This window comes from Rathayibacter sp. AY1E2, assembly GCF_002932325.1.
Taxonomy (GTDB): Bacteria; Actinomycetota; Actinomycetes; order Actinomycetales; family Microbacteriaceae; genus Rathayibacter.
Genome location: NZ_PSVO01000004.1, coordinates 178,511 through 198,901, shown reverse-complemented (window position 1 = coordinate 198,901; position 20,391 = coordinate 178,511). Strand labels below are relative to the sequence as shown.

Below are 20,391 nucleotides of genomic sequence, written 5' to 3'. Positions count from 1 at the left end.
GCCACAGCCTCCCCGCCACAGCCTCCCCGCCACCGTCGCCCCGGAACGAGCCCGGAGCCCGTCCTCCCGAGGTCACCGTGCCCCTGCCTCCCCGGCCCGCCGACGCCGCGGTGCTGCTGCGCGAGCAGCGCGAGGTCGGCGTGCTCTGCGCTCGGCGGGCCGGCGGGGTGCTCACCGCCGCCTCAGCCCTGCACCTGCTCGCCCTGACTCCGGCCCAGCTGCTGACGGTGGTGCCGAGCGCCGCGCTGCTCGTCGTCTCGGCGCTCGTGCAGCTCGCGCCCAGCCGGTCCGTCGCGACGGGGGCGAGGGCGGTCGCCCTCGGGCTCGCGCTGGACGTCGCGGCGCTCGTCGCGTTCCTCTCGCCGGACGTCGACGCCTCCCTCCGAGCCGTCCTGAGCGGGATCACGATGCTCACCTCGATGGCGCTGCCGTGCGCGATGCTCGCCGTCGGCGCCTGGCGGGGCCTGCCCTGGGCCGCGGTCCTGGCGCTGCTCCCGGTCCTGGTCCTCGGGGCGGCGACGACGGGGGCGTCCGGGCGCGCGCCGTTCGTCCTCCTCTCGATCGTCGTCTGCTGGGCCCTGCTGCTGACGGCCGCCCGCTGGCTCGCGGGCAGCGTCGCGCGGGCCCACGTCGGCACGGCCCGTCTCCGGAGGGCCCACGACGCCGAGCGCCGCTCCAGCGAGACCGAGTCGCGGCACCGCGCCGACGCGCGGCTCATGCACGACACCATCCTGGCGACCCTGACGCTCGTGGCCCATCGGGGCGAGGGAGTGCCGGCTCCGGTGCTGCGCGACCGGGCGGCGGCCGACCTCGCGCTCCTGCGCGGTGTGGAGGCGGTGGACGAGCCGGAGCCGGCCTCCGGCGTCCGGCTGCCCGAGCCGCTCGCCGCGCTCGGTCGGCGGTCGGCGGAGGTCGGCGTCGAGGTGCGCTGGCACGGCGGTGCCCAGCCGCGGATCCGTGCGGAGGTGCTCGACGCCCTGGTGCGCGCGACCGGGGAGTGCCTCGAGAACGTGCGCCGTCACTCCGGGGCAGCGCTGGCGCACGTGAGCGTCGCGGAGGAGGCGGGCTCGCTCCGCGTCGTCGTCACGGACGAGGGGCGCGGCTTCGATCCGGCCGCGGTGCCGCCCGGGCGCCTGGGCCTCGCGGAGTCCGTCGTCGGCCGCGTCGAGGCGGTGGGCGGCACGGTCCGGGTCTTCTCGGCGCCTGGATCCGGCGCGACCGTGCTGCTGAGCGTGCCGCTGTGAGCGGGACGCGGCAGGAGGAGGGGCCGGAGGGCGGGACGCTCCTCGAGCTGGTCCGCGCGGCGGATCGGAGCCCCGGAGCGCTGTGGAGCATCCGCGAGCGCCTGACGCGGCCGAACCGCCTGAGCGGGAGCTACCTCGGGCTGGGCTTCCTCACCATGGCGGTGATGCTCGACATCCGCGGACTGATCTCGTACCTCTGGTCCCTCGACGCCCGGTCCGCGACCTGGGTGAGCGGTCTCTCCTGGCTGCTCGTGATCGCCGCGAGCGCGGCGGGGGCCGCGATCGCCCTGCGCCGCCACGGCGAGCTGCCGCGCTGGGCCTTCGCGGGCGTCCTCGGCGTCGACGTGATCGCGCTGCTGCTCGAGTTCGCCGACCACGCGCTGCCCACTCCGGCACCGATGTACTACCCGTCGGTCTGCGTGGGAGTGGGCGCGGGCGTGATCGCGCTGATCACCTTCCAGCCGCTCTCGCGCTCGTTCCTCGCCCTCGTGGTCCTGGTCGCGCTCGCGGCGCTCGGACTCGTCGGCCAGGCGCTGCTCGGCGACGGAGGCGCCGCCCTCGCGGTGGGCAACGTCCTCCTCGCCACCGCGCCGGCGGCCGTGTGCGTCGTCGTGCTGACCGCGCTCGACCAGTACGTGCGGCGCACGCTCGACCGCAGCCTGGCCGACAGCACCGTCCACGCGGCCGACGGCGACGAGTTCACCCAGGTGGACGCGCGCATCGAGGAGCTCCTCGAACGGGTCCGGACGCCCGGGCTCCTGGACGAGGAGCTGGGCGAGCGGGCGCGCGTGCTGGGAGACGAGCTCCGGGTGGCGCTCGCCCGCAGCCACGACCGCACCTGGCTGCGCATCGCCGTGGAGGAGTCGGCGCTGCTGTCCTCCGCGGTCGCGGTGGACGATCCCGGAGGTGCCGCCGCGCTGCTGCCCCCGCTCGACCGCTCGCGCCTGCTCTCGGTGCTCTGGCTGCTCACCGTCCCGGCGGCCCGGCCCTCGCTGGCCGTCCGCCTGGAGGCCGGCGCCGGCGGCGAGGTCGAGCTCACTCTCGTCGCCGCGGGGATCCGCGCCCGCGACCTGGACCGCTCGGTCTGGGGCATCCTGAGCGAGATCGGCGAGCACCGCACGACGACCGATCACGGCGCGACGAGGATCCGCGTCGCGCACCGCCCCCGGAGGAGGACGACGACATGACCATCGAGCCCGCGATCACGCTGGCCATCCTCGACGACCACCCGATCCTGCTGTCGGCGCTGGCCGAGTGGATCCGCCGCTCCGGCCCGGACATCCGGGTCGCCACCGCCGTCGGCACCTGGCCGGAGCTGCTCGCGCACCCCGCCTTCCCGACCGACGTGGTGCTGCTCGACATCGACCTCGGGGACGAGCTCGACGTGGCGATGCGGATCCGGACCATCGCGGCCGCCGGCGCCGCCACGATCATCATCAGCACCCACTCCGAGCCGGCCACGATCAGCCGGGCGCTCCAGGCCGGAGCCCACGGCTACGTGGTCAAGAGCGAGCGGACCGAGACGATCCTCGCGGCGATCCGGGCGGCGGCGCGCGACGAGCGCTTCCTGACGGCGCAGACGCGGGAGCTGCTCGGGGCCGACCGCCCGGGCACCCTGACGCACCGCGAGCGGGAGATCGTCCGCCTCTTCGTCGATGGGATGCCGCTGAAGCAGGTCGCGACGCTCCTCGGCATCACCCAGGACGCCGCGCGGAGCTCGCTGCGCAGCGCCCGGGGCAAGTACCGGGCGGAGGGGCTGGCCGTCGGCACGAAGATCTCGCTCCGCCGGCAGGCTCTGCGCGACGGGATCGTCGAGCGCTAGGCGCGCGCTTGACGATCCCGGGGGCCTAGACCGTCTCGGCGCGCTTCTGCCGCGCGGGCTCGGCGGGGTCGGAGGGCCCGTTCCAGATCGAGACGATGCCCCAGACGACGGCCGCGATCGGCACGGCCAGCACGGCGCCGACGATGCCGGCGAGGACGGTGCCCACGGTCAGGGCGATCAGGACGATCAGCGGGTGCAGCTTCAGCGAGCGCGCCATCACGACCGGCTGGAGGAAGTTGCCCTCGAGCTGGTTGACCCCGATGACGACCAGGATCACGATCAGCGCGGCGACCGGGCCGTTGGCCACCAGCGCGACGAGAGCGGCGAGGATGCCGGCGGCCGTGGCTCCGACGATCGGGATGAACGCGGTGAGGAAGACGATGACGGCCAGCGGGATCGCCAGCGGCACCTGGATGATCGCCAGCGCGACACCGATGCCGATCGCGTCGACCGCCGCGACGGTCGCCGTTCCGCGGACGTAGCCGCCCAGCACGTCGACCGTCTTGTGCCCGACGCGCTTGGCGCGCTCGTAGCCCGAGCCGGTGAAGGGGCGCAGGAGGAACTCCCAGATCTTCGGGCCGTCCTTCATGAAGAAGAACAGCACCACGATCATCAGCACGAGGCCGGTGATGAAGTTCGCCGCCGCGGAGACGCCCGCGAGCGCGCCGTTGCCGAACGAGCTGGAGGTGAGGAAGTCGACGACCGACTGGCGGGCGGACTCGATCTGCTCGTCGGTGATCTGGAACGGCAGGTGCTGCACGTAGTCCTGCAGCGAGGTGATGCCGTCGGAGGCGCTGCTGACCAGCTCGTCCCACTGGTTGCGGACCGCGACCGTGATCAGCCAGCCGACCGCGCCGAGGATCGCGAGCAGCCCGATCAGCGCCAGCCAGGTCGCGAGGATCGACGGCACGCCCTTGCGCCGCATCCACGCCAGGACCGGGTGGATCGCCGCGGCGAGGATGAGCGCGATCATCACGGGGATGAGCACCAGTGTGAGCTGCGTCATCGCGAAGACGAGCACCGAGGCCAGCAGGAGGACGATGACCACCTGGAGGCAGCGGGTGGCGAACCGGCCGAGGCCGTCGCTCCAGACCCGCCGCTGCGGATCGGGTGCGCTCGGCTGCGGCGCGGCGGCGCTGGTCGAGGAGTCGTTGCGGTCGAAGAAGCCCATGGAGGGACGGTATCGGCTCGGGCCGACCTGCCGTCCCTCCTTGACACCCCGCCCGCGCCGCGGCGATGCGGGGGTCAGAGACCGGCGGGCTTCTCCGGCGTGCGCAGCCAGGCGTCGAAGAAGTCCGCCAGGTCGGAGCCGGAGACGTTCTCGGCCAGGGCCTGGAAGTCGGCGGTCGTCGCGTTCGAGTAGCGGTTCTCGGAGGCCCAGCGCTTCAGCAGCACGCCGAACGCGTCCGCGCCGATCCGGTCGCGGAGGGCGACGAGCGTCAGGCCGCCGCGGGCGTAGACGGGCGCGTCGAAGAGGCCCGCGGCTCCGGGGTCGGCGACGGCGGTCGACCAGAACGGGTCGTCGGCGGGAGCGGCGGCGACCCGGGCGGCGGACTCGGTGACGCTCGCGCCGCCGGTGTGCTCCTCCCAGAGCCACTCGGCGTAGGTCGCGAAGCCCTCGTTCAGCCAGATGTCGGACCAGGTCTCCGGCGTGACGCTGTCGCCGTACCACTGGTGCGCGGTCTCGTGCGCGACGGTCGACTCGTCCGCGCCGCCGGAGTAGAACGAGCGGCCCTGGGTCTCGAGGGCGTAGCCGATCCGCTCGTCGTCGACCACGGCTCCGGCCGAGCGGAACGGGTACGGGCCGAAGACGGAGGAGAAGTAGTCGATGATCGCGCCCTGCTTCGCGAGGGCCGCCTCGGTGCGGGCGCGGGTGTCGCCGGTGATGTCCCGGTCGATCGCGTCGATGGTCGTCACGCCGCCCTGTGTGGAGCGGACCAGGTCGTAGTCGCCGATGTTCACCATGGCGAGGTAGCTCGCCATCGGGCTGGTCTCGACCCAGCGGGAGGTCGTCCACCCCTTCGACGTGGTGGGGGAGCCGACCCGCAGGCCGTTCGCGACCACCGTCCGGCCCTCCGGGACCGTGATGCTGAAGGTGTAGCGCGCCTTGTCGGCGGGCGAGTCGTTGACGGGGTACCAGGTCGAGGCGCCGTCCGGCTCGCTGGCGACCAGGGCGCCGTCGTCCGTCGACCACCAGCCGAAGGGGGCCCCGGTGCCGTCGACGGGGTTCCCGGTGGTCCCGGCGTAGTCGATGCTCACCAGCGCGGGCAGGCCCTTCCGGAGGGTCCGGGCGGGCGTGACGGTCAGCTCGTCCCCCGACTGCGAGAACCGGGCGCCCCCGGCGTTGACGGTGACCTTCGAGACGGTGAGGCCGGTCAGGTCGAAGGAGAGCGAGCGCAGGTCCTTCTGGGGCGCGAGGGTGACCACGGCCCTGCCGCCGAGGGCCCGGGTCGCCGGATCGTACTTCAGGACGAGGCTGTAGGTGAGGGCGTCGAAGCCGCTGCTGCCGAGGCCGGGGAAGTACGGATCGCCGGCGCTGGTGCCCCCGTCGACGGCGCCCGCGCGGGCGGCGGGGGAGGCGATGGCGGCGGGTGCGAGGAGGAGGGAGGAGGCCACGAGCGCGCTGAGCGCGGCTGACGCACGGAATGTCATGTCCGCACGCTAGCGGGCGGGCGTTTCGTGCGCGTGTCGGCACTGTGCCGAGGAAAAGCCCCGTCGATCGACGGACGGGCGATCCCGTTCCTGCCGGGGCGAGTCAGCTGCGGAATCCGTCGCCGCCACGGAGCATCGCACGGTGGAATTACCCATTCGAGCCGCCGGAGCCCCGCGGATCGTTGCGGCGGCGACGGATTCCGCACTACAGTCGCCGTGTTCATGCAGGTGCATGGGGTGCGGTACCCGAAGCCGCACTGCACCGCCCTGCTCGGAGCAGACGCCTCCGCCGGGAGGGATGACGATCCTCTCTCCCGGCGGGAGGCGGACCGGGCGGATCCGCCCGGCCGCCGCCGGCGCTAGGCCGGGACGCGCACCGTCAGCCCGCCGGGCTCGATCCAGGTGCGGAACGCCGAGGTCGAGCCGAACGGGTCGCCGTCGAGCTCGATCTCCTGCGCGTGCTCGAGGCGGACCGTGAGGTCGCGGCCCTTCACGTACCGCAGGGCCGACACCTCCTTGGTCAGGCCCATCAGCTTCTTGCCGACGACGCCGCTGCGGCGGAGCACGCCGTTCTCCCACACCACCTTGAAGATGATCTGCACCCAGCCGAAGAAGCCCTCGGGGCGCAGCAGGACGATGTCGAACTCGCCGTCGTCGACGGCCGCGTCCGGCAGCAGGAGGATGTTCGCCGGCAGGGCGCCGCAGTTGCCCACGATGATCGTGTGCGCGCGCACCTTGCGGGTCTTGGAGCCGTCGAGGCGGTAGCGGAACTCGAGCTGGTTCTTGTCGAGCAGGGCCTTCCGCAGCGCGTCCACGTAGGCGAGCCAGCCGGCGCGCTTCTTGAGGTCGTCGTCGGTGTTGGCGAGCATCTTCGCGTCGATCCCGAGGCCCGCCATCACGACGTAGGCGTGGCGGTCGCGGCCCGTGGAGGTCTCGATGTCGATCATCCCGACGTCGATCGCCCGGTCCTGTCCGGAGAACGCGACGGTCAGGGAGTTGTCGATGTCGTCGAGCGTGAGGTTCAGGTTGCGGGCGAGCAGGTTGCCGGTGCCGGAGGGCAGCAGCGCGAGCGAGGCGTCGGAGCCTCGGAGGGCCTCCGCCACGACGCGGACCGTCCCGTCGCCGCCGGCCGCGATCACGACGTCGGCGCCCGCGGCGAGGGCCTCCTTCGTCTGACCGGCCCCGGGGTCCTCGACGGAGGTCTCGTACCAGAGCGTCTCCTCCCAGCCGGCGGCCTCCTCGGCGCGCTTCACCGCGGCCTTCACGGACTCCAGGTCGACCTTGACGGGGTTGTAGACGAGGGCGGCACGGCGGCGCTCAGGCATCGTCGCGGCTCTCGTCGAGCTCGTCGCCGTTCTCGTCGACACGGCCCGGACGCACGGCGGCGTCCTCGCGGATGTCGATGCGGGTGTCGCCGGCCTCGGTGGTGGAGACCTCGATGCGCGGGGCCGCGTCGGCCTCCGTCGCCTTCGGGGCGCTGGTCAGCTGGTCGTGGCGGTCGTCCGCGCTCTGGTCGGTCATGCCTGGACGGTAGCAGCGGGCGATCCGCGCCCGCGCGGGCTTGCGTCAGCGGCTGCGTGCCGCCTGAAGACCCCAGAGCACGAGCGGGATCTGGAGCGGGAGGCGCAGCAGCGTGATCACCCGGGTCCGAGGCCGACGGGCGTCCCGCGCCATCTGCATGTTGCCGGGGAGGACGGCGGCCATCAGGGCGGCGGAGGCGAGACCGCCGGCCGCGCGGGTCCGCGGGTGCAGCGTCGCGGCCGCGCAGACCAGCTCCGCCGCTCCCGAGACGAGGACCCATCCGCGCGCCGAGCCGGGCATCCCTCGCGGGACCACCGCGTCGAAGGTCCGCGGGTGCACCAGGTGGACGACTCCCGAGACCGCCATCGCCGACACGAGCACGAGCGGGCCCGCGCCCAGGCCGCTCATCGGCCCTCCGCCCCGCGCTCGAGCGGAGCGACGTGGTCGAGGATCCGGCGCCACTCGCGCACCAGCGCCAGCCGGCCGGCTCCGTCGACCGTCACGGTGCGCGCCCGGGCGAGGCGGCCGCGGTACCAGGGGCCGTCCTCGGCGCTCGCCACCGGGTCCGCGTCGCCGTGGACCAGGAGCGTCTCGGCGGTCACCCGGTCGAGGTCGTCGGCCCAGGAGCCGTCGCGGAGCGCTGCGAGGTCGGTCGCGGCGCCGCTCGGGCCCTGCCGCCAGCCCTCGGCGAGCATCCGCTCCAGCCGGTTGCGCAGTCCGCCGTGGGTGGCGAGCACCGGGTCGTCGGAGTCGATCCCGAGCGCGTCCAGGCCCGGCTGCGTCTGCGGGAGGGCGGCGGCGATGGCGTCGGCGTCCTCCCCGCGGAGGGTCTCGCGCCGCTCCCACGCGCTCGTGGGGTGCACGATCGCGCCGGCCTGCGGGGGCGCGGGGGTGCCGACCAGCGCGAGGCGGTCCACGAGGTCGGGGTGCCGGGCCGCGAGCGAGAGCGCGAACGCGCCGCCGGAGCCCCAGCCGACCACGCCGACGCTGCCGAAGCGGGCGCCCTCGACCATGCGGGCGGTGCGCTCGGAGCGGCGCAGGTACTCGGCGAGGTCGTCCGCGCGGTCCTCGACGCGGCCGTGAGCGGCGTCGACCGGGTCCGAGGCGCCGTAGCCGGGGCGGTCGAGGATCAGCAGGTGCAGACCCCACGGACCGGTGACGGTCGGGTCGGGGTCGAAGCCGCCCGCTCCGGGAGTGGGGTGGCAGAACACCACCAGCCGGTCGGCGACGGGATCGCCCGCCGCCGAGACGCCCATCCCGCGGCCGGACCGCAGCTCGAAACGGTGGTTCGCCATGTCGCCTCCCGGGTGCGCCGAGGGTCGGCGCGTCGCCCCCAGTCAAGCGGAGACGGCGGCCCGCGCGCTGGGCCTTGTGCCGGAGCGGGAGCAGTCGGACGCGTCCGGAGCGGGCGTGCTCGCGGTCGCCTTCGTCGCCGAGCGCGGCGACCTCCCGCCCCTCGTCGTCGAGTCGATGGACGGGCTTCTCGCGCTCGTCTCGGGACTGCGCCGGTAACCCCTGCCCCCCGCGGAGGTCGACCCCCGTGGCAGGCGGCCGGCGGCCGCCCAGCGTGCTGGGAGCGGGCCGGCACCGCCGCCGCTCCGTGCTGCCGCGGATGATCGAGCAGGGGCGGGGCAGCGTGATCACCACCTCCTCCGTCGCCGGGCTCGACGGCGCCCCGGGCTCACCAAGAGCGCGGCCCTCGAGGTCGCGGGCACCGGCGTCCGGGTCGACTCGGTCCACCCGTCGCCCGTGAACACGCGGATGATGCGCTCGATCGAGGCGGGAGCCGTCGACGCCGGCGCACCGTCCGTTCGCCCGATGTCCACGTGACGCCGCGGAGGAGGGGAGCGAGGATGGGGGCGTGTCCCGTCGCCTCCTCCTCCCCGTCGCCGGCGTCCTCGCCACGGCCCTCGCCGCCGGCGGGCTGACGCTCCTCGTCTGGACGATCGACGAGACGCCGTTCGCACGGCCCGACGCCGGCTTCGACCGTCTGACCAGCGAGGTCGCCGCGGTGCCCGGAGTCTCCCTCGACGGCGCCGAGCGCTGGGTCGAGGCGCCGGCGTTCGGCCCGCCGACCTCGTGGGTCGGGGTCGCGGTCGAGGAGCCGGCGCTCGCCGAGGCCCTCGCGACGGCCTGCGCGACCGAGTACGCGGATCCGGTGCTGTGGTCGTTCCGGGCGACGTCCGCCGGCGGGAACGCCCTCTCCTTCGCGGGCGCGGAGGAGCCGACCGCCGCGTGCCCCGCTCCCGCTGTCGACGCGTCGGCCCTGCTCGAGCGGATCGACGGCCTCGGCCGCGGCCTGGAGCTGCACGCGTCGCTCCGCGAGGGGTCCTTCGCCCTCGACTCCTTCGAGGACGTCTCCGGCGGGCTGCCCGCGCTGCTCCCGATCGTCCGGGCGGCGGAGGACCTGCGGGACGCTGCGGGCGCGGAGCGGGGCGCCCCGGTCGAGATCTCCGGCCCGTGGGCCGCGATCACCGTCGGTCCCGGCGAGCAGGAGCGGATTGCCGCGCTGCTCACGACCCTCGTCGGGGAGCACGGCGTCACCGCCTACTGGGCGACCGAGGACGGCCTGCGGATCGTCGCGCCCGACGGCGGGCACGCCGCGATCGAGGCCGCCGTGCGCGGCTCCGGGCTGCCGGTGGCCGACCGGCCCCTGCGGTTCGAGGCCGACGAGTCCTGACGCCGGGCGGCCGTCACGCGCGCCAGGCCGCCAGCTCCTCCGGGGTCGCCAGGACGCGGTGGGTCGGCGAGAGCTCGTGGACGCTCCCGGCCGAGTAGTCGATCCCGAGCGCGACCGGGTCGTACGGCTCGGAGGGGGCGCGGCGGCGCATCGCGCGCGGGTCCGCCGAGAGCACGGCGCGCAGCAGCGAGCGGGTGTAGGGGTGCACGGGGCCGGAGAAGATCTCGGCGGTCGTGCCCGTCTCGACCAGGTGGCCCTTGTGCATGACGCCGATCCGGTCGGAGATGTACTTCACCATCGCGAGGTCGTGGGCGATGAAGAGGTACGCGGTGCCGAGCTCCTCCTGGAGCGCGCGCATCAGGTTCACGACCTGCGCCTGGATCGAGACGTCGAGCGCCGAGACGCACTCGTCCGCGATCACGAGGTCGGGCTGCATCACGAGCGCGCGGGCGATGCCGATGCGCTGCCGCTGGCCGCCCGAGAACTGGTGCGGGTAGCGGTCGGCGTGGGAGCGGTCGAGGCCGACCTTCTCGAGGATCGCGTAGACCTTCTCGTCGCGCTCGGCCGCCGAGGAGTACCGGCGCTGGGTGGTGAGTCCCTGCGCGACGATGTCGAAGACGGTCTTGCGCGGATTGAGGCTCGACATCGGGTTCTGGAAGATCATCTGGATGCTGGAGCGCAGGTGGTCGCGCTGGGCGGCGTCGAGCCGGCCGCTGATCGTGCGGCCCGCGAGCACGACCTGGCCGTCGGTCGGGTCGATCAGCCGGATGATCGAGCGGCCGATCGTGGACTTGCCGCTGCCGGACTCGCCGACCAGCCCGAAGGTCTCGCCGCGCCGGATCTCGAAGTCGACGCCGCCGATCGCGGTCACGTGGTGCCGCCGGCCCAGCCGGAACACCTGGGTGAGGCCGCGCACCGAGAGCAGGGCGGGCGCGGAGTCGGGCGTCGGAGCGAGTGCGGTCACGGGGTCGGTCCTTCACTGGGGGCGAGCATGGCGTCGATCTTGGCGCGCAGCGGCGCCGGCATCTCGACCGGGGGAGCGGAGGGGTGGCAGAGCCACGAGGCGACCCGGTGCCCGCCGCCCACGTCGAAGAGGGGCGGCTCCTCGACGAAGTCGATCTCGAGCGCGAACGGGTTCCTCGGAGCGAAGGGGTCGCCCGGCGCGCGGTTCACCAGGCTCGCCGGGCTGCCGGGGATGGCGAACAGCTCGGGGGAGTCGGTGGTCAGGTCCGGCATCGCGGAGAGCAGGCCCCAGGTGTAGGGGTGCCGCGGGTCGTAGAAGACCTGCTCGGCGGTGCCCTGCTCGATGATCCGTCCGGCGTACATCACGCTGACGTGGTCGGCGACGGTCGCGACGACGCCGAGGTCGTGGGTGATGAAGATCACCGAGAGCCCGCGGTCCGCCTGCAGGCGCTTCAGCAGCTCGAGGATCCGCAGCTGGATCGTCACGTCGAGCGCGGTCGTCGGCTCGTCGCAGATCAGCACGTCCGGGTTGCACGACAGCGCGATGGCGATGTTGACCCGCTGGCACATGCCTCCGGAGAGCTGGTGGGGGTACTGCTTGAACCGCCGCTCCGGATCGTCGATGCCGACCTCGCCGAGCAGCTCCACGGCACGGGCGCGCGCCTCGCGACGGCCGAGCCCGAAGTGCTCCTGGATGCCCTCCATCACCTGCTTGCCGACCGACATCGTCGGGTCGAGGCAGGTCAGGGCGTCCTGGAACACCATCGCGATCCGGCGCCCGCAGATCTCGCGGCGGATCGCCGACTCGGGCATCGCCGCGATGTCCTTCGTGGTCACCGTGCCGTCGTCGCTCCGGTGCGAGAACTCGATGCTGCCCGCGGTGATCAGCTGGTTGCGGGCCATCAGGCCGAGGATCGCGCGCGCCGTGACCGACTTGCCGCTGCCGGACTCGCCGACGATCGCGACCACCTCGCCCTCGTGCAGGTCGAAGCCCAGTCCGCGGATCGCCTCGACGCTGCCGCCCTCGTTGTCGAACGAGATCGCCAGATCGCGCACCGACAGGAGGACCCTGCCGCGCTCCGGTCCGGCCGTGTCCTGACGGGTCGTGCCCGTGCTGCTCTCGGTCATCTCAGTGGCCTCTCGAGTGGGACAGTCGCGGATCGGTGGCCTCTTTCAACCCGTCGGCGACGAGCGTGAACGCCACCATGAGCAGGCCCAGCACGACCACGGGGACGATCACGAGGAACGGATAGGAGAGGAACGACTTGTAGCCGACGCTGACGAGCGAGCCGAGCGAGGCCATCGGCGCCTGGACGCCCAGGCCCACGAACGACAGGTACGACTCGGTGAAGATCGCCGACGGGATCGAGAACATGCTCATCGTCACGATCGGGCCGATGATGTTCGGGAGGATCTCGACGAACACGATCCGGCTGTCCCGCGCTCCGAGGGTGCGCGAGGCGAGCACGTACTCCTCCGTCTTCTGGCGCAGCGCCTGCGCGCGGCTGACGCGGCTCATCGCGAGCCAGTTGCTCAGCAGGAGGCCGAAGACGATGGCGCCGATGCCCGGCCCGACGGCGACCACGAAGAGCGTCACGATCACCAGCTGCGGGATGCCGGAGAGCACCTCGACCACGCGCTGCATCGCCGAGTCGGTGCGACCGCCGAAGTAGCCCGAGACCAGGCCGTAGGTCATGCCGATGACCACGTCGATCGCGAAGGCGATCACGGCGATCAGGAGCGAGACGCGGGTGCCGCTCCAGACCCGCGACCACACGTCGCGGCCCAGCTCGTCGGTGCCGAAGAGGAAGTAGGTGCCGGGCGGCAGGCCCGCCGCGGCGTACGCGTCCTGGCCGTCGCGGGTGCCGTCGAGGATCCCGAGGCCCTCGAGCAGCGGCACGCGCGGCGGGAGGAAGCGCGAGCCGACGTCCGCTCCTCCTCCGGCTGCGGGGAAGAAGGGGACCACCAGGCTCAGCACGACGATGACCACCAGCAGCACCAGGCCGACCATCGCCGGCCAGTTGCCGCGGAAGCGCCGGGCGATGTCGCGGCCGCCGCCGCGGATGATGCGGGTGGAGGTGGTCGGCGGCCCGGCGGGCCGGTTGCCCGGCGAGACGAGGCGCAGGCCCTCGGGCGGGACGCCGGCGTCGAGGCCGGCCGTGGGGGAGACGCGGTCGCTCATGCTGCCTGTCCTGCCAGTCGGATGCGGGGGTCGATCAGTCCGTAGAGCACGTCGACGAGCAGCATCACGAGGATGTAGATGATGCTGTAGACGAGGCTGATCGCGATGACGATGTTGTAGTCGACGTTCTGGATCGCCGTGAGCAGCAGCTGGCCCAGGCCCGGCGCTCCGAAGATCTGCTCGATGACGACGGAGCCGGTGATCAGGCCGATCAGCAGCGGCGAGAGCACCGTGATGATCGAGACCAGGGTGTTGCGCAGCGCGTGCCGGCCGATCACCTTGGAGGGGCCGATGCCCTTCGCCTTCGCCAGGAGGATGTAGTCGCTCTCGAGGCAGTCGAGCATCTCGGAGCGGGCGTAGCGGGCGGTCACCGCCATCACGTAGGCGGCGAGCGAGATCGTCGGCAGCACGCTCGAGGTGAAGGGGTCCGACTCGGAGTACCGGATCGGCAGCAGCTTCCACTCGAAGCCGACGAAGTAGACCAGCAGCAGCGCGATGACGAACGACGGGACGCTGAAGGCGATCACCGAGACGAACGTCGAGAGGTTGTCGAACCAGCCGCGCGGGCGGATCGCCGAGACGATGCCGATCAGCAGGCCCAGCACCACGCCGAGGACGAGGGCCTGCAGGCCGATGCGGATCGTCACGGGCAGGCGGCTGCCGAGCATCTCCGAGACGGGGAAGTCCGGGATGAGGTTGTACGAGATGCCGAAGTCGCCGCGGGCGAGGTTCACCAGGTAGGTGCCCAGCCGCAGGAGCACCGGCTCGTCGAGCCCGTACTTCTGCGTGAGGAGCGCCTTCTGCACCGCGTCGAGCTTCTCACTGTTGAAGGGCGAGCCCGGGAGCAGCTGCAGCAGCGCGAACATCACGATCGCGATCGCGACGATCGTGAAGACCGAGGTGAGCAGCCGGGTGGCGACGTACTTCGTCACCGGCTCGACCCCTCGGCGAGCACGGCGCGCTCGCCGTCCTCGGGGATGCCGGCCCAGGAGCGGGCGTGGAACTGGGTCAGCCCCACGCGCACCAGGGCGCGGCGGGCGAGGGAGTCGATGATCTCCTCCACCGAGGCGGGCCGCGTGTAGAAGGCGGGGACCGGCGGCGCGATGATGCCGCCCGAGCGGGCCACCGCGTCCATCGCGGCGAGGTGGCCGCGGTGCAGCGGCGACTCCCGCACCATCAGGAGCGTCGGCACGCCCTCCTTGAGGCAGACGTCGGCCGCCCGCGTGATCAGGTTGTCGGCGAGGCCGTAGGCGATGCCGCTCAGGGTCTTGATCGTGCAGGGCGCGATCACCATCGCCGTGGCGGGCGTGGACCCCGACGCGATGGAGGCGCCGATGTGCGCGGGCCGGTGGGCCGTGTCGGCGAGCGCCTCCACCTGTTTCTGGGTGAGGCCGCACTCCTGGTCGAGCGTCATCGCGCCCGCCTTCGAGACGATGACGTCGCTGCGCAGCCCCGGATCCATCCGCAGCAGCTCGAGGATGCGGACCCCGATCCCGACTCCGGAGGCGCCGGTGATGGCGACGATCACGCGGCCGGGGGGCTCCTGGCGGGTGCGGTTCATGCGAGGCCTTCCTTGTCGAGGGTGAGCACGGACTGCGCGAGCGCGTGCACGCCCACCGCGATGTCCGTGATCCCGGTGTACTCCTCCGGGCAGTGGCTGCGGCCGTCCTGCGAGGGGATGAAGATCATGCCGATGGGTCCCAGTCTCGCCATCTGCACCCCGTCGTGCCCGGCTCCGCTGTAGAGGCGGGCGGCGGGGTGGCCGAGGCGCTCGATGGAGCGGCCGATGCCGTCCGCGAGGCGGGGGTCGATGGCCGTCGGGCGCTCCCAGGGCAGCCAGGTCACCTCGTGGCCGAGGCCGCGCGCCGCCGCCTCGGAGGCCGCGGCCTCCGCGATCTGCTCGCGGGCGAGGGTGAACCAGCCGGGGTCGGGGCTGCGGAACTCCGCGGTGACCAGGGCGCTCTCGGTGACGACGCTGGTCGCCTCCGGGGTGAAGGTGACGGAGCCGACGGTGCCGACCGCCTCCGCGGCCCGGGAGGCGATGCGCTCGACCGCGAGGACCACTCCGGCCGCGGCGCAGCCGGCGTCGTGCCGCAGCGCCATCGGCATGGTGCCCGCGTGGTCGCGGCGGCCCGAGAAGAGGGTGCGGAACCGCGAGATGCCCGCGATCGAGGTGACGACTCCGAGCGGCAGCCCCTCGCGCTCGAGGACCGGGCCCTGCTCGATGTGGAGCTCGAGGAAGCCGAGCACCTCGTCGGGGCTCCAGCGGGTGCCCGAGAGCGGGTCGGACCAGCCGGCGGCTTCGAGGGCGGCGCCGAGGGTGCGCCCGGTGTCGTCGGTCGCGGAGAGGTGCTCGCCCGTGAGGGAGCCGGCCAGCGCGCGGCTGCCCAGGCAGGAGAGCTCGAAGCGGTTGGCCTCCTCGTTGTAGAAGTCGACGACGCGCAGGTCGTGGTGGAGCCGGATCCCCGACTCCTGCAGCAGGCGCGCCACCTCGATCGCGCCCAGCACGCCGACGACGCCGTCGTAGCGCCCGCCGCCGTCCACCGTGTCCGTGTGCGAGCCGATCACGATCGCGCGGCGGGCGGCTCCCGTGCCGGCGAGGGTGCCGATCACGTTGCCGATCCCGTCGATCCGGACCTCCAGGCCCGCGGAGCGCATCCGCTCGGCGACCCAGTGGCGGGAGTCGGTGTCGACCTCGGTCATCGCCACGCGGCTCCAGCCGGGGCGCGAGGAGTCGACGAGGCCGGCGATCTCCTCGAGGTCGAGGGCCAGCCGGCCGACGTCGGGGAAGCGCACGTCGGGGGTCATCGCGGGTCCTCTCCGTCGTCGGCCAGGGAGCCGTGCACGACGACGGCGGGGTGGAGGGCGACTCCGTCGGCGACGAGGGCGTCGCGCACGCGGCGGAGGACGTCCCCGGGCGGGACGGCCAGCTCGGCGCCGAGGGCGCGGTCGCCCTCCTTGCGGGTCGCGTCCATCCCGACCTTCGTCACGGTGCCGCCGACCTGCATCGGCACGTTGCGGTCGGTGGCGACCCCGTCGACCAGCATCAGGTCGCGGTCCCACCGCATCCGGCTCGTCCGGGCCCAGTGCACGTGCTCCATGTCCCAGGCGTCCACGTCGGAGTCGACGACGGTGACCTGCTTGACCATGCTGACGGCCGCGAAAGCGCCGAACATCACGCGCTTGGCGGTGCCCGGACGGCCGTTCGCGATCGCGACCACCACGTCGACCCGGCCGCCGCCGGAGTGCGTGACCGCCACGTCGACGATGTCGCAGCCGACGTTCCGCAGCGCGTGCCGGATGCCGGCGGCGATGGGCAGCGCCGCGATGTAGCTGTGCTCCGAGGAGAGGCCGGGCAGGATCACCTGGACCTCGGGGGACTCGCGGCGGGTCACGGCGGTGACCTCGAGGGTGATCCCGTCGCCGTAGTCCTCGTACATGCCGTGGTACTCGTTCACGAGGCCCTCGTGCACCGGCCGGTCGGCGTGCAGGATCCCCTCGATCACGATCTCCGCGTCGGCGGGGACGAGCACCTCGCTCGTCGTGGCCCGCGCGACCCGCACCTCCTCGCCGAGCAGGTGGGCGGCGTGCTCCAGCTCGTCGTCCCCCAGGGCGAGGTAGCAGCAGGCGGCGAGCTGCACGGCCGGGTGCGCGCCGAGGACCACGGCGACGGGGAGCCCGCCGACGGCCGCGGCCGAGCGCGAGAGCGCGGTGAGGTGGTGGTTCGGCGCGATCCCGACGAAGCCGGTGGTCGCGTCGAGCGGCTTGATCCGCGCGTAGGAGGCGTTGCGGTGCCCGGTCACCGGGTCGAACGCCACGATGAGCCCGGCGGTGAGGTAGCCGCCGGAGTCCTTCTCGAACCAGACCGGAGCGACGACCTCCTCCCACACGGACGCGGCGGGCAGGCGCACGGCCTGCACCGGAGCGTCCTCGACCACGCGCACCGGGGTGCGGTCGGCGACCGCGGCGGTGAGCCGGTCGAGCAGCTCGTCGATGCGGCAGCCGACGGCGCGGGCGATCCGCTCGCGGCTGGAGAGCACGTTGCCGACGACCGGGTGGGCCGAGCCGGCGATCGAGGTCAGGCGCACGGCCGGGCCGCGGTCCAGCAGCGCGAGCACGCTCGCCAGCTCGAAGCGGGCGTCGACGGTGCGCTCGACGGTGACGAGCTCGTCGACGGGCAGCGCGTCGACGAAGGCGCGGAGGGACTGCTCGCCCATCAGGCGGCCCTCGCGACGAAGCGTCCGTCGCCCGGCTCCGCGAGCAGGCCCTCGGCCCGGCTGAAGACGGGGGTGCCGCGGACGACGGTGGTCTCGAGGCGGCCGGGGAAGGACATCCCGGCGTAGGGGCTCCAGGTGGCGGTCGAGAGCATCGGGGTGTCGTCGATCACGGTCGTGCCGGACGGGTCGACGACGGCGAAGTCCGCGTCCAGGCCCGCCTCGATCGCGCCCTTGCGGTGCCCGAGACCGAACGCGCGGGCGGGGTTCGTCGCGAGGACCTCGGCGGCGCGCAGCAGCGAGAGGCGGCCGCCGAGGTAGCCGGCGCCGATCACGATCGGCAGCAGGGTCTGCACGCCGGGCGCTCCGGAGGCGTTGTCGAAGATCACGTCGGCGCTCTTCTTCGCCAGCGGCCACGGCGCGTGGTCGGAGGTCACCAGGCCGATGCGGCCGTCGGCGAGCGCCTCCCACATCCCGCGGGCGTGCTCGGCGGTGCGCAGCGGCGGGTTGATCTTGCCGAGGGCGCCGAGCCGCTCCATGTCGTCCTCGGTGAGGACGAGGTAGTGCGGGCAGGTCTCCAGCGTCGCGTCGAGCCCGCGGGCGGCGCTCGCCGTCACGAGCTCGACGGTGCCGGGGAGGCTCGCGTGGAAGATGTGGAAGGGCACGCCGACCGCCGAGGCGAGCTCGAGCCCGAGCGCCACCGAGGAGGTCTCGGACACGGGCGGGCGGCTGCGGACGTGGTCGAGGGGGGCGGTGCGGCCCGCGGCCCTCGCCGCCGCGACGAGCGCGCCGATGATCTCGCCGTCCTCCGCGTGCACGCCGACGCGGACGCCGCGCTCGGCCATGATCGCGAAGGCCTCGAGCAGCTGGTCGGAGGGGATGCGGGGGAAGCGGATCGGGTCGGTCTCGAACAGCGAGACCTTGAATCCGCAGACGCCCTCGTCGATCATCCCGGCCACGTCCCGCGCGCCGTCCCCGGGGCGGACCGTCCCGTGCAGGGCGACGTCGACGACGGCCTCGCGCTCGAGGCGCTCGCGCTTGGCGACGACGGCGGCGGCCGTGTTCACCGGGCTGCCCGCGTCGTAGGGCATGTCGAGGATCGTGGTCACCCCGCCCGCGGCGGCGGCCGAGGTCGCGCCGGTGAACGTCTCGGCCGGCTCCGAGAAGGCGTGGACGTGCGCGTCGACCGCGCCGGGCAGGACGAGCATCCCCGCGCCGCCGATCACGACCGAGGCCTCCGCGACGGCTCGGGCCGCCTCGCGTCCGTCGAGGACGGCGGCGATGCGGCCGTCCTCGACGACCACCGCCCCGTCCTCGATCACGGCGCCCGGCGTGACGACGCGGCCGTGGACGACCGTCCCGCCCGCGGTCACCGCACGGCTCCGATGCGCGCCTCGACGGCGGTGAGGACGGTGCCGAGCACGACCATCGCCTGCGCGTTGATCATCTGCTCCGACTGGTAGATGTCCTCGCGGGTCATCGGCACGATCGAGCGGACCGCCTCGTAGGCGGCCGTGCTGCCCTCGCCGAGCGCCCGGTCCTCCAGGTGCGGCGACGCGAGGTCGATGCCCTGGGTGGCGAGGATGAACTCCACTCCGAGGATCACCTGCGTGTTGTGGATGATGCTGCGCGCCTTCCGCGAGGAGAAGGTGCACATCGAGACGTGGTCCTCCTGGTTCGCCTTCGTCGGGATCGAGTCGACGACGGAGGGGAAGCACAGCACCTTGTTCTCGGAGGCGATGGCGGCCGCCGCGCAGTGCACGATCGAGAAGCCCGTGTTGAGGCCGAGCTGGCCGCCGACGAGGTTGAGCGGCAGGCCGTAGCTGAGGTTGGGGTCGGTGAGGCGGAACGAGCGGCGCTCCGAGATGGCGCCGATCTCGGCGACCGCGATCGCGATGAGGTCGGCCGCGACGCCGATCGGCTCGCCGTGGAAGTTGCCGCCGGAGAGGACGTCGTAGCCGCCCTCGCCGTCCGGGAGCACCAGCGGGTTGTCGGTCGCGGCGTTGGCCTCGCGCACCAGCAGGGTCTGCGCGAACAGGAGCGACTCGCGGGTCGTGCCGTGCACCTGCGGCGCGCAGCGCAGCGAGTAGGCGTCCTGCACGCGCGGCTTGTAGACGCCGCCGACGCGCTGCTCGTCCGGGAGGCGGAGGCGGCGTGCCTCCTCGACGGTGCGCTCGCTGCCCGCGGTGAGGGCGCGGACGTTCGCGGCCACGTCGACCTGACCGGGGGCGTTGCGGGCGAGGTGGATGCGCTCGTCGAACGCGTCGAGCTCGCCGCGGATCGCCTCGAGCGAGAGCGAGAGGGCCACGTCCGCCTGGCGGGTGAGGCTCCACGCGTCGTGCAGGGCGAGGCAGGCGGTGGCGAGCGAGATGGTCGAGCCGTTGATCAGGGCGAGGACGTCCTTGGGCTTGAGCTCGAACTCGGTGGCGAGCCCGGCCGCCGTGAGGGCCTCGACGGCGGGCATCCGCACGCCGCGGTGGTAGGCCTCGGCCTTCTCGTGGCCGACCATCACGCTGACCATGTGCGCGAGGGGGGCGAGGTCGCCCGAGGCGCCGACCGAGCCCTGGCCCGGGATGACCGGGAGGACGTCGGCGTTGAGCATCGCGATCAGGCGGTCGATGCACTCGATCCGCACGCCCGACATGCCCTTGGCGATCGCGTTGGTGCGCAGCAGCAGGAGCGCGCGGGTCTCGTCGAGGGGGAGCGGCTCGCCGACGCCGGCGGAGTGGGAGTTGATGACCAGGCGCTGGAAGCGGGCCTGGTCCTCGGCGGGGACGCGGACGTCCATCAGCCGGCCGAGCCCGGTGTTGATGCCGTAGATGGCGGGGGCGTCGGGGGCGAGGAAGTGCTCGTCGACGTAGGCGCGGGCCTCGTTCGTGACCCGGCGGGCCTCGTCGCTGAGGACGACCTCGGGGAACGTGCCGTCCGAGAGCCCGCGGGCGACGAGCGCGATGTCCTCGATCGTGAGCGTGAAGCCGTCGATCTCGACGAAGTCGGGCTGAGAGGAGCCGATCGTGGCGGTTCCGCTCGTCTGTGCCAGTTCAGTCATGGGAGTGAGTCTCTTTCGTTGATCCGGCTTCGGAGCCTCGGTCGTTCGGTGGTAGTGGCTCAAG

20 protein-coding genes are annotated in these 20,391 nt (G+C 73.4%); 5 read left to right on the top strand and 15 right to left on the bottom strand.

All coding sequences use genetic code 11. The features are described from left to right. The first annotated feature begins 77 nt into the window (after positions 1-77). The 3 genes from C5C49_RS05705 to C5C49_RS05695 are packed head-to-tail and all read left to right on the top strand — an operon-like array spanning position 78 to position 3,066. Positions 78-1,244, top strand: coding sequence for a sensor histidine kinase (locus C5C49_RS05705; RefSeq protein WP_104345645.1), 1,167 nt, complete (start codon positions 78-80; stop codon positions 1,242-1,244). Beyond that, positions 1,241-2,431, top strand: a complete 1,191-nt coding sequence (locus C5C49_RS05700; RefSeq protein ID WP_104345644.1) for a hypothetical protein — start codon at positions 1,241-1,243, stop codon at positions 2,429-2,431. Before C5C49_RS05705 ends, C5C49_RS05700 begins: the two co-directional genes overlap by 4 nt. Continuing rightward, the gene (locus tag C5C49_RS05695) at positions 2,428-3,066 is read left to right on the top strand and encodes a response regulator (protein ID WP_104345643.1); all 639 of its coding nucleotides are present in this window, start codon (positions 2,428-2,430) and stop codon (positions 3,064-3,066) included. Before C5C49_RS05700 ends, C5C49_RS05695 begins: the two co-directional genes overlap by 4 nt. A gap of 25 nt (positions 3,067-3,091) precedes the next feature. Here the strand turns inward: C5C49_RS05695 and C5C49_RS05690 are convergent, their stop codons facing one another. The 6 genes from C5C49_RS05690 to C5C49_RS05665 form a co-directional block, all read right to left on the bottom strand. Further along, positions 3,092-4,237, bottom strand: coding sequence for an AI-2E family transporter (locus tag C5C49_RS05690; RefSeq protein ID WP_104226105.1), 1,146 nt, complete (start codon positions 4,235-4,237; stop codon positions 3,092-3,094). 74 nt (positions 4,238-4,311) lie between these two features. After that, positions 4,312-5,718 (bottom strand): M1 family metallopeptidase, encoded by a 1,407-nt coding sequence (locus C5C49_RS05685; protein WP_104345642.1) that lies wholly within the window; start codon positions 5,716-5,718, stop codon positions 4,312-4,314. A gap of 359 nt (positions 5,719-6,077) precedes the next feature. Further along, entirely contained in the window at positions 6,078-7,043 is a 966-nt protein-coding gene (locus C5C49_RS05680) for a diacylglycerol kinase family protein (RefSeq protein ID WP_104222931.1), read from the bottom strand. Then, positions 7,036-7,239 (bottom strand): multidrug transporter, encoded by a 204-nt coding sequence (locus tag C5C49_RS05675; RefSeq protein WP_104222930.1) that lies wholly within the window; start codon positions 7,237-7,239, stop codon positions 7,036-7,038. The genes C5C49_RS05680 and C5C49_RS05675 overlap by 8 nt, the downstream gene beginning before the upstream one ends. A 45-nt stretch (positions 7,240-7,284) precedes the next feature. After that, positions 7,285-7,647 (bottom strand): hypothetical protein, encoded by a 363-nt coding sequence (locus C5C49_RS05670; RefSeq protein ID WP_181135713.1) that lies wholly within the window; start codon positions 7,645-7,647, stop codon positions 7,285-7,287. Beyond that, positions 7,644-8,534: an alpha/beta fold hydrolase gene (locus C5C49_RS05665; RefSeq protein ID WP_104345641.1), complete on the bottom strand. Its 891-nt coding sequence runs from the start codon at positions 8,532-8,534 to the stop codon at positions 7,644-7,646. Before C5C49_RS05665 ends, C5C49_RS05670 begins: the two co-directional genes overlap by 4 nt. On the opposite strand from C5C49_RS05665, the gene C5C49_RS16725 reads away from it, so the two are divergent. Together C5C49_RS16725 and C5C49_RS05655 are read left to right on the top strand one after the other, a co-directional pair. Further along, positions 8,533-8,751, top strand: a complete 219-nt coding sequence (locus tag C5C49_RS16725; protein WP_146078495.1) for a hypothetical protein — start codon at positions 8,533-8,535, stop codon at positions 8,749-8,751. The genes C5C49_RS05665 and C5C49_RS16725 overlap by 2 nt on opposite strands. Before the next feature lie 349 nt (positions 8,752-9,100). Then, entirely contained in the window at positions 9,101-9,919 is an 819-nt protein-coding gene (locus tag C5C49_RS05655) for a hypothetical protein (protein WP_104345640.1), read from the top strand. Positions 9,920-9,932: 13 nt separating this feature from the next. On the opposite strand, the gene C5C49_RS05650 is transcribed toward C5C49_RS05655, so the two are convergent. The 9 genes from C5C49_RS05650 to hutH are packed head-to-tail and all read right to left on the bottom strand — an operon-like array spanning position 9,933 to position 20,327. Beyond that, entirely contained in the window at positions 9,933-10,883 is a 951-nt protein-coding gene (locus C5C49_RS05650) for an ABC transporter ATP-binding protein (protein WP_104249941.1), read from the bottom strand. After that, on the bottom strand, positions 10,880-12,010 hold the full coding sequence (locus C5C49_RS05645; RefSeq protein ID WP_104345639.1) for an ABC transporter ATP-binding protein: 1,131 nt from the start codon (positions 12,008-12,010) through the stop codon (positions 10,880-10,882). The genes C5C49_RS05650 and C5C49_RS05645 overlap by 4 nt, the downstream gene beginning before the upstream one ends. Before the next feature lies 1 nt (position 12,011). Next, positions 12,012-13,064, bottom strand: a complete 1,053-nt coding sequence (locus C5C49_RS05640; protein WP_104238807.1) for an ABC transporter permease — start codon at positions 13,062-13,064, stop codon at positions 12,012-12,014. Then, a complete protein-coding gene (locus C5C49_RS05635) occupies positions 13,061-13,996 on the bottom strand; it encodes an ABC transporter permease (protein WP_104238808.1) in 936 nt (311 codons plus the stop codon). Before C5C49_RS05635 ends, C5C49_RS05640 begins: the two co-directional genes overlap by 4 nt. Beyond that, positions 13,993-14,625, bottom strand: a complete 633-nt coding sequence (locus tag C5C49_RS05630; protein WP_104238809.1) for a UbiX family flavin prenyltransferase — start codon at positions 14,623-14,625, stop codon at positions 13,993-13,995. Before C5C49_RS05630 ends, C5C49_RS05635 begins: the two co-directional genes overlap by 4 nt. Beyond that, entirely contained in the window at positions 14,622-15,872 is a 1,251-nt protein-coding gene (locus C5C49_RS05625) for a M20 family metallo-hydrolase (RefSeq protein WP_104345638.1), read from the bottom strand. The genes C5C49_RS05630 and C5C49_RS05625 overlap by 4 nt, the downstream gene beginning before the upstream one ends. Beyond that, the gene (locus tag C5C49_RS05620; protein ID WP_104345637.1) at positions 15,869-17,281 is read right to left on the bottom strand and encodes a UbiD family decarboxylase; all 1,413 of its coding nucleotides are present in this window, start codon (positions 17,279-17,281) and stop codon (positions 15,869-15,871) included. The genes C5C49_RS05625 and C5C49_RS05620 overlap by 4 nt, the downstream gene beginning before the upstream one ends. Further along, a complete protein-coding gene (locus C5C49_RS05615; protein ID WP_104345636.1) occupies positions 17,281-18,651 on the bottom strand; it encodes a dihydroorotase family protein in 1,371 nt (456 codons plus the stop codon). The genes C5C49_RS05620 and C5C49_RS05615 overlap by 1 nt, the downstream gene beginning before the upstream one ends. Next, positions 18,648-20,327 carry a histidine ammonia-lyase gene (hutH, locus tag C5C49_RS05610; protein WP_104238813.1) on the bottom strand — a complete coding sequence of 560 codons (1,680 nt, stop codon included), beginning with the start codon at positions 20,325-20,327 and terminating at the stop codon, positions 18,648-18,650. The genes C5C49_RS05615 and hutH overlap by 4 nt, the downstream gene beginning before the upstream one ends. Between the last annotated feature and the right edge of the window lie 64 nt (positions 20,328-20,391).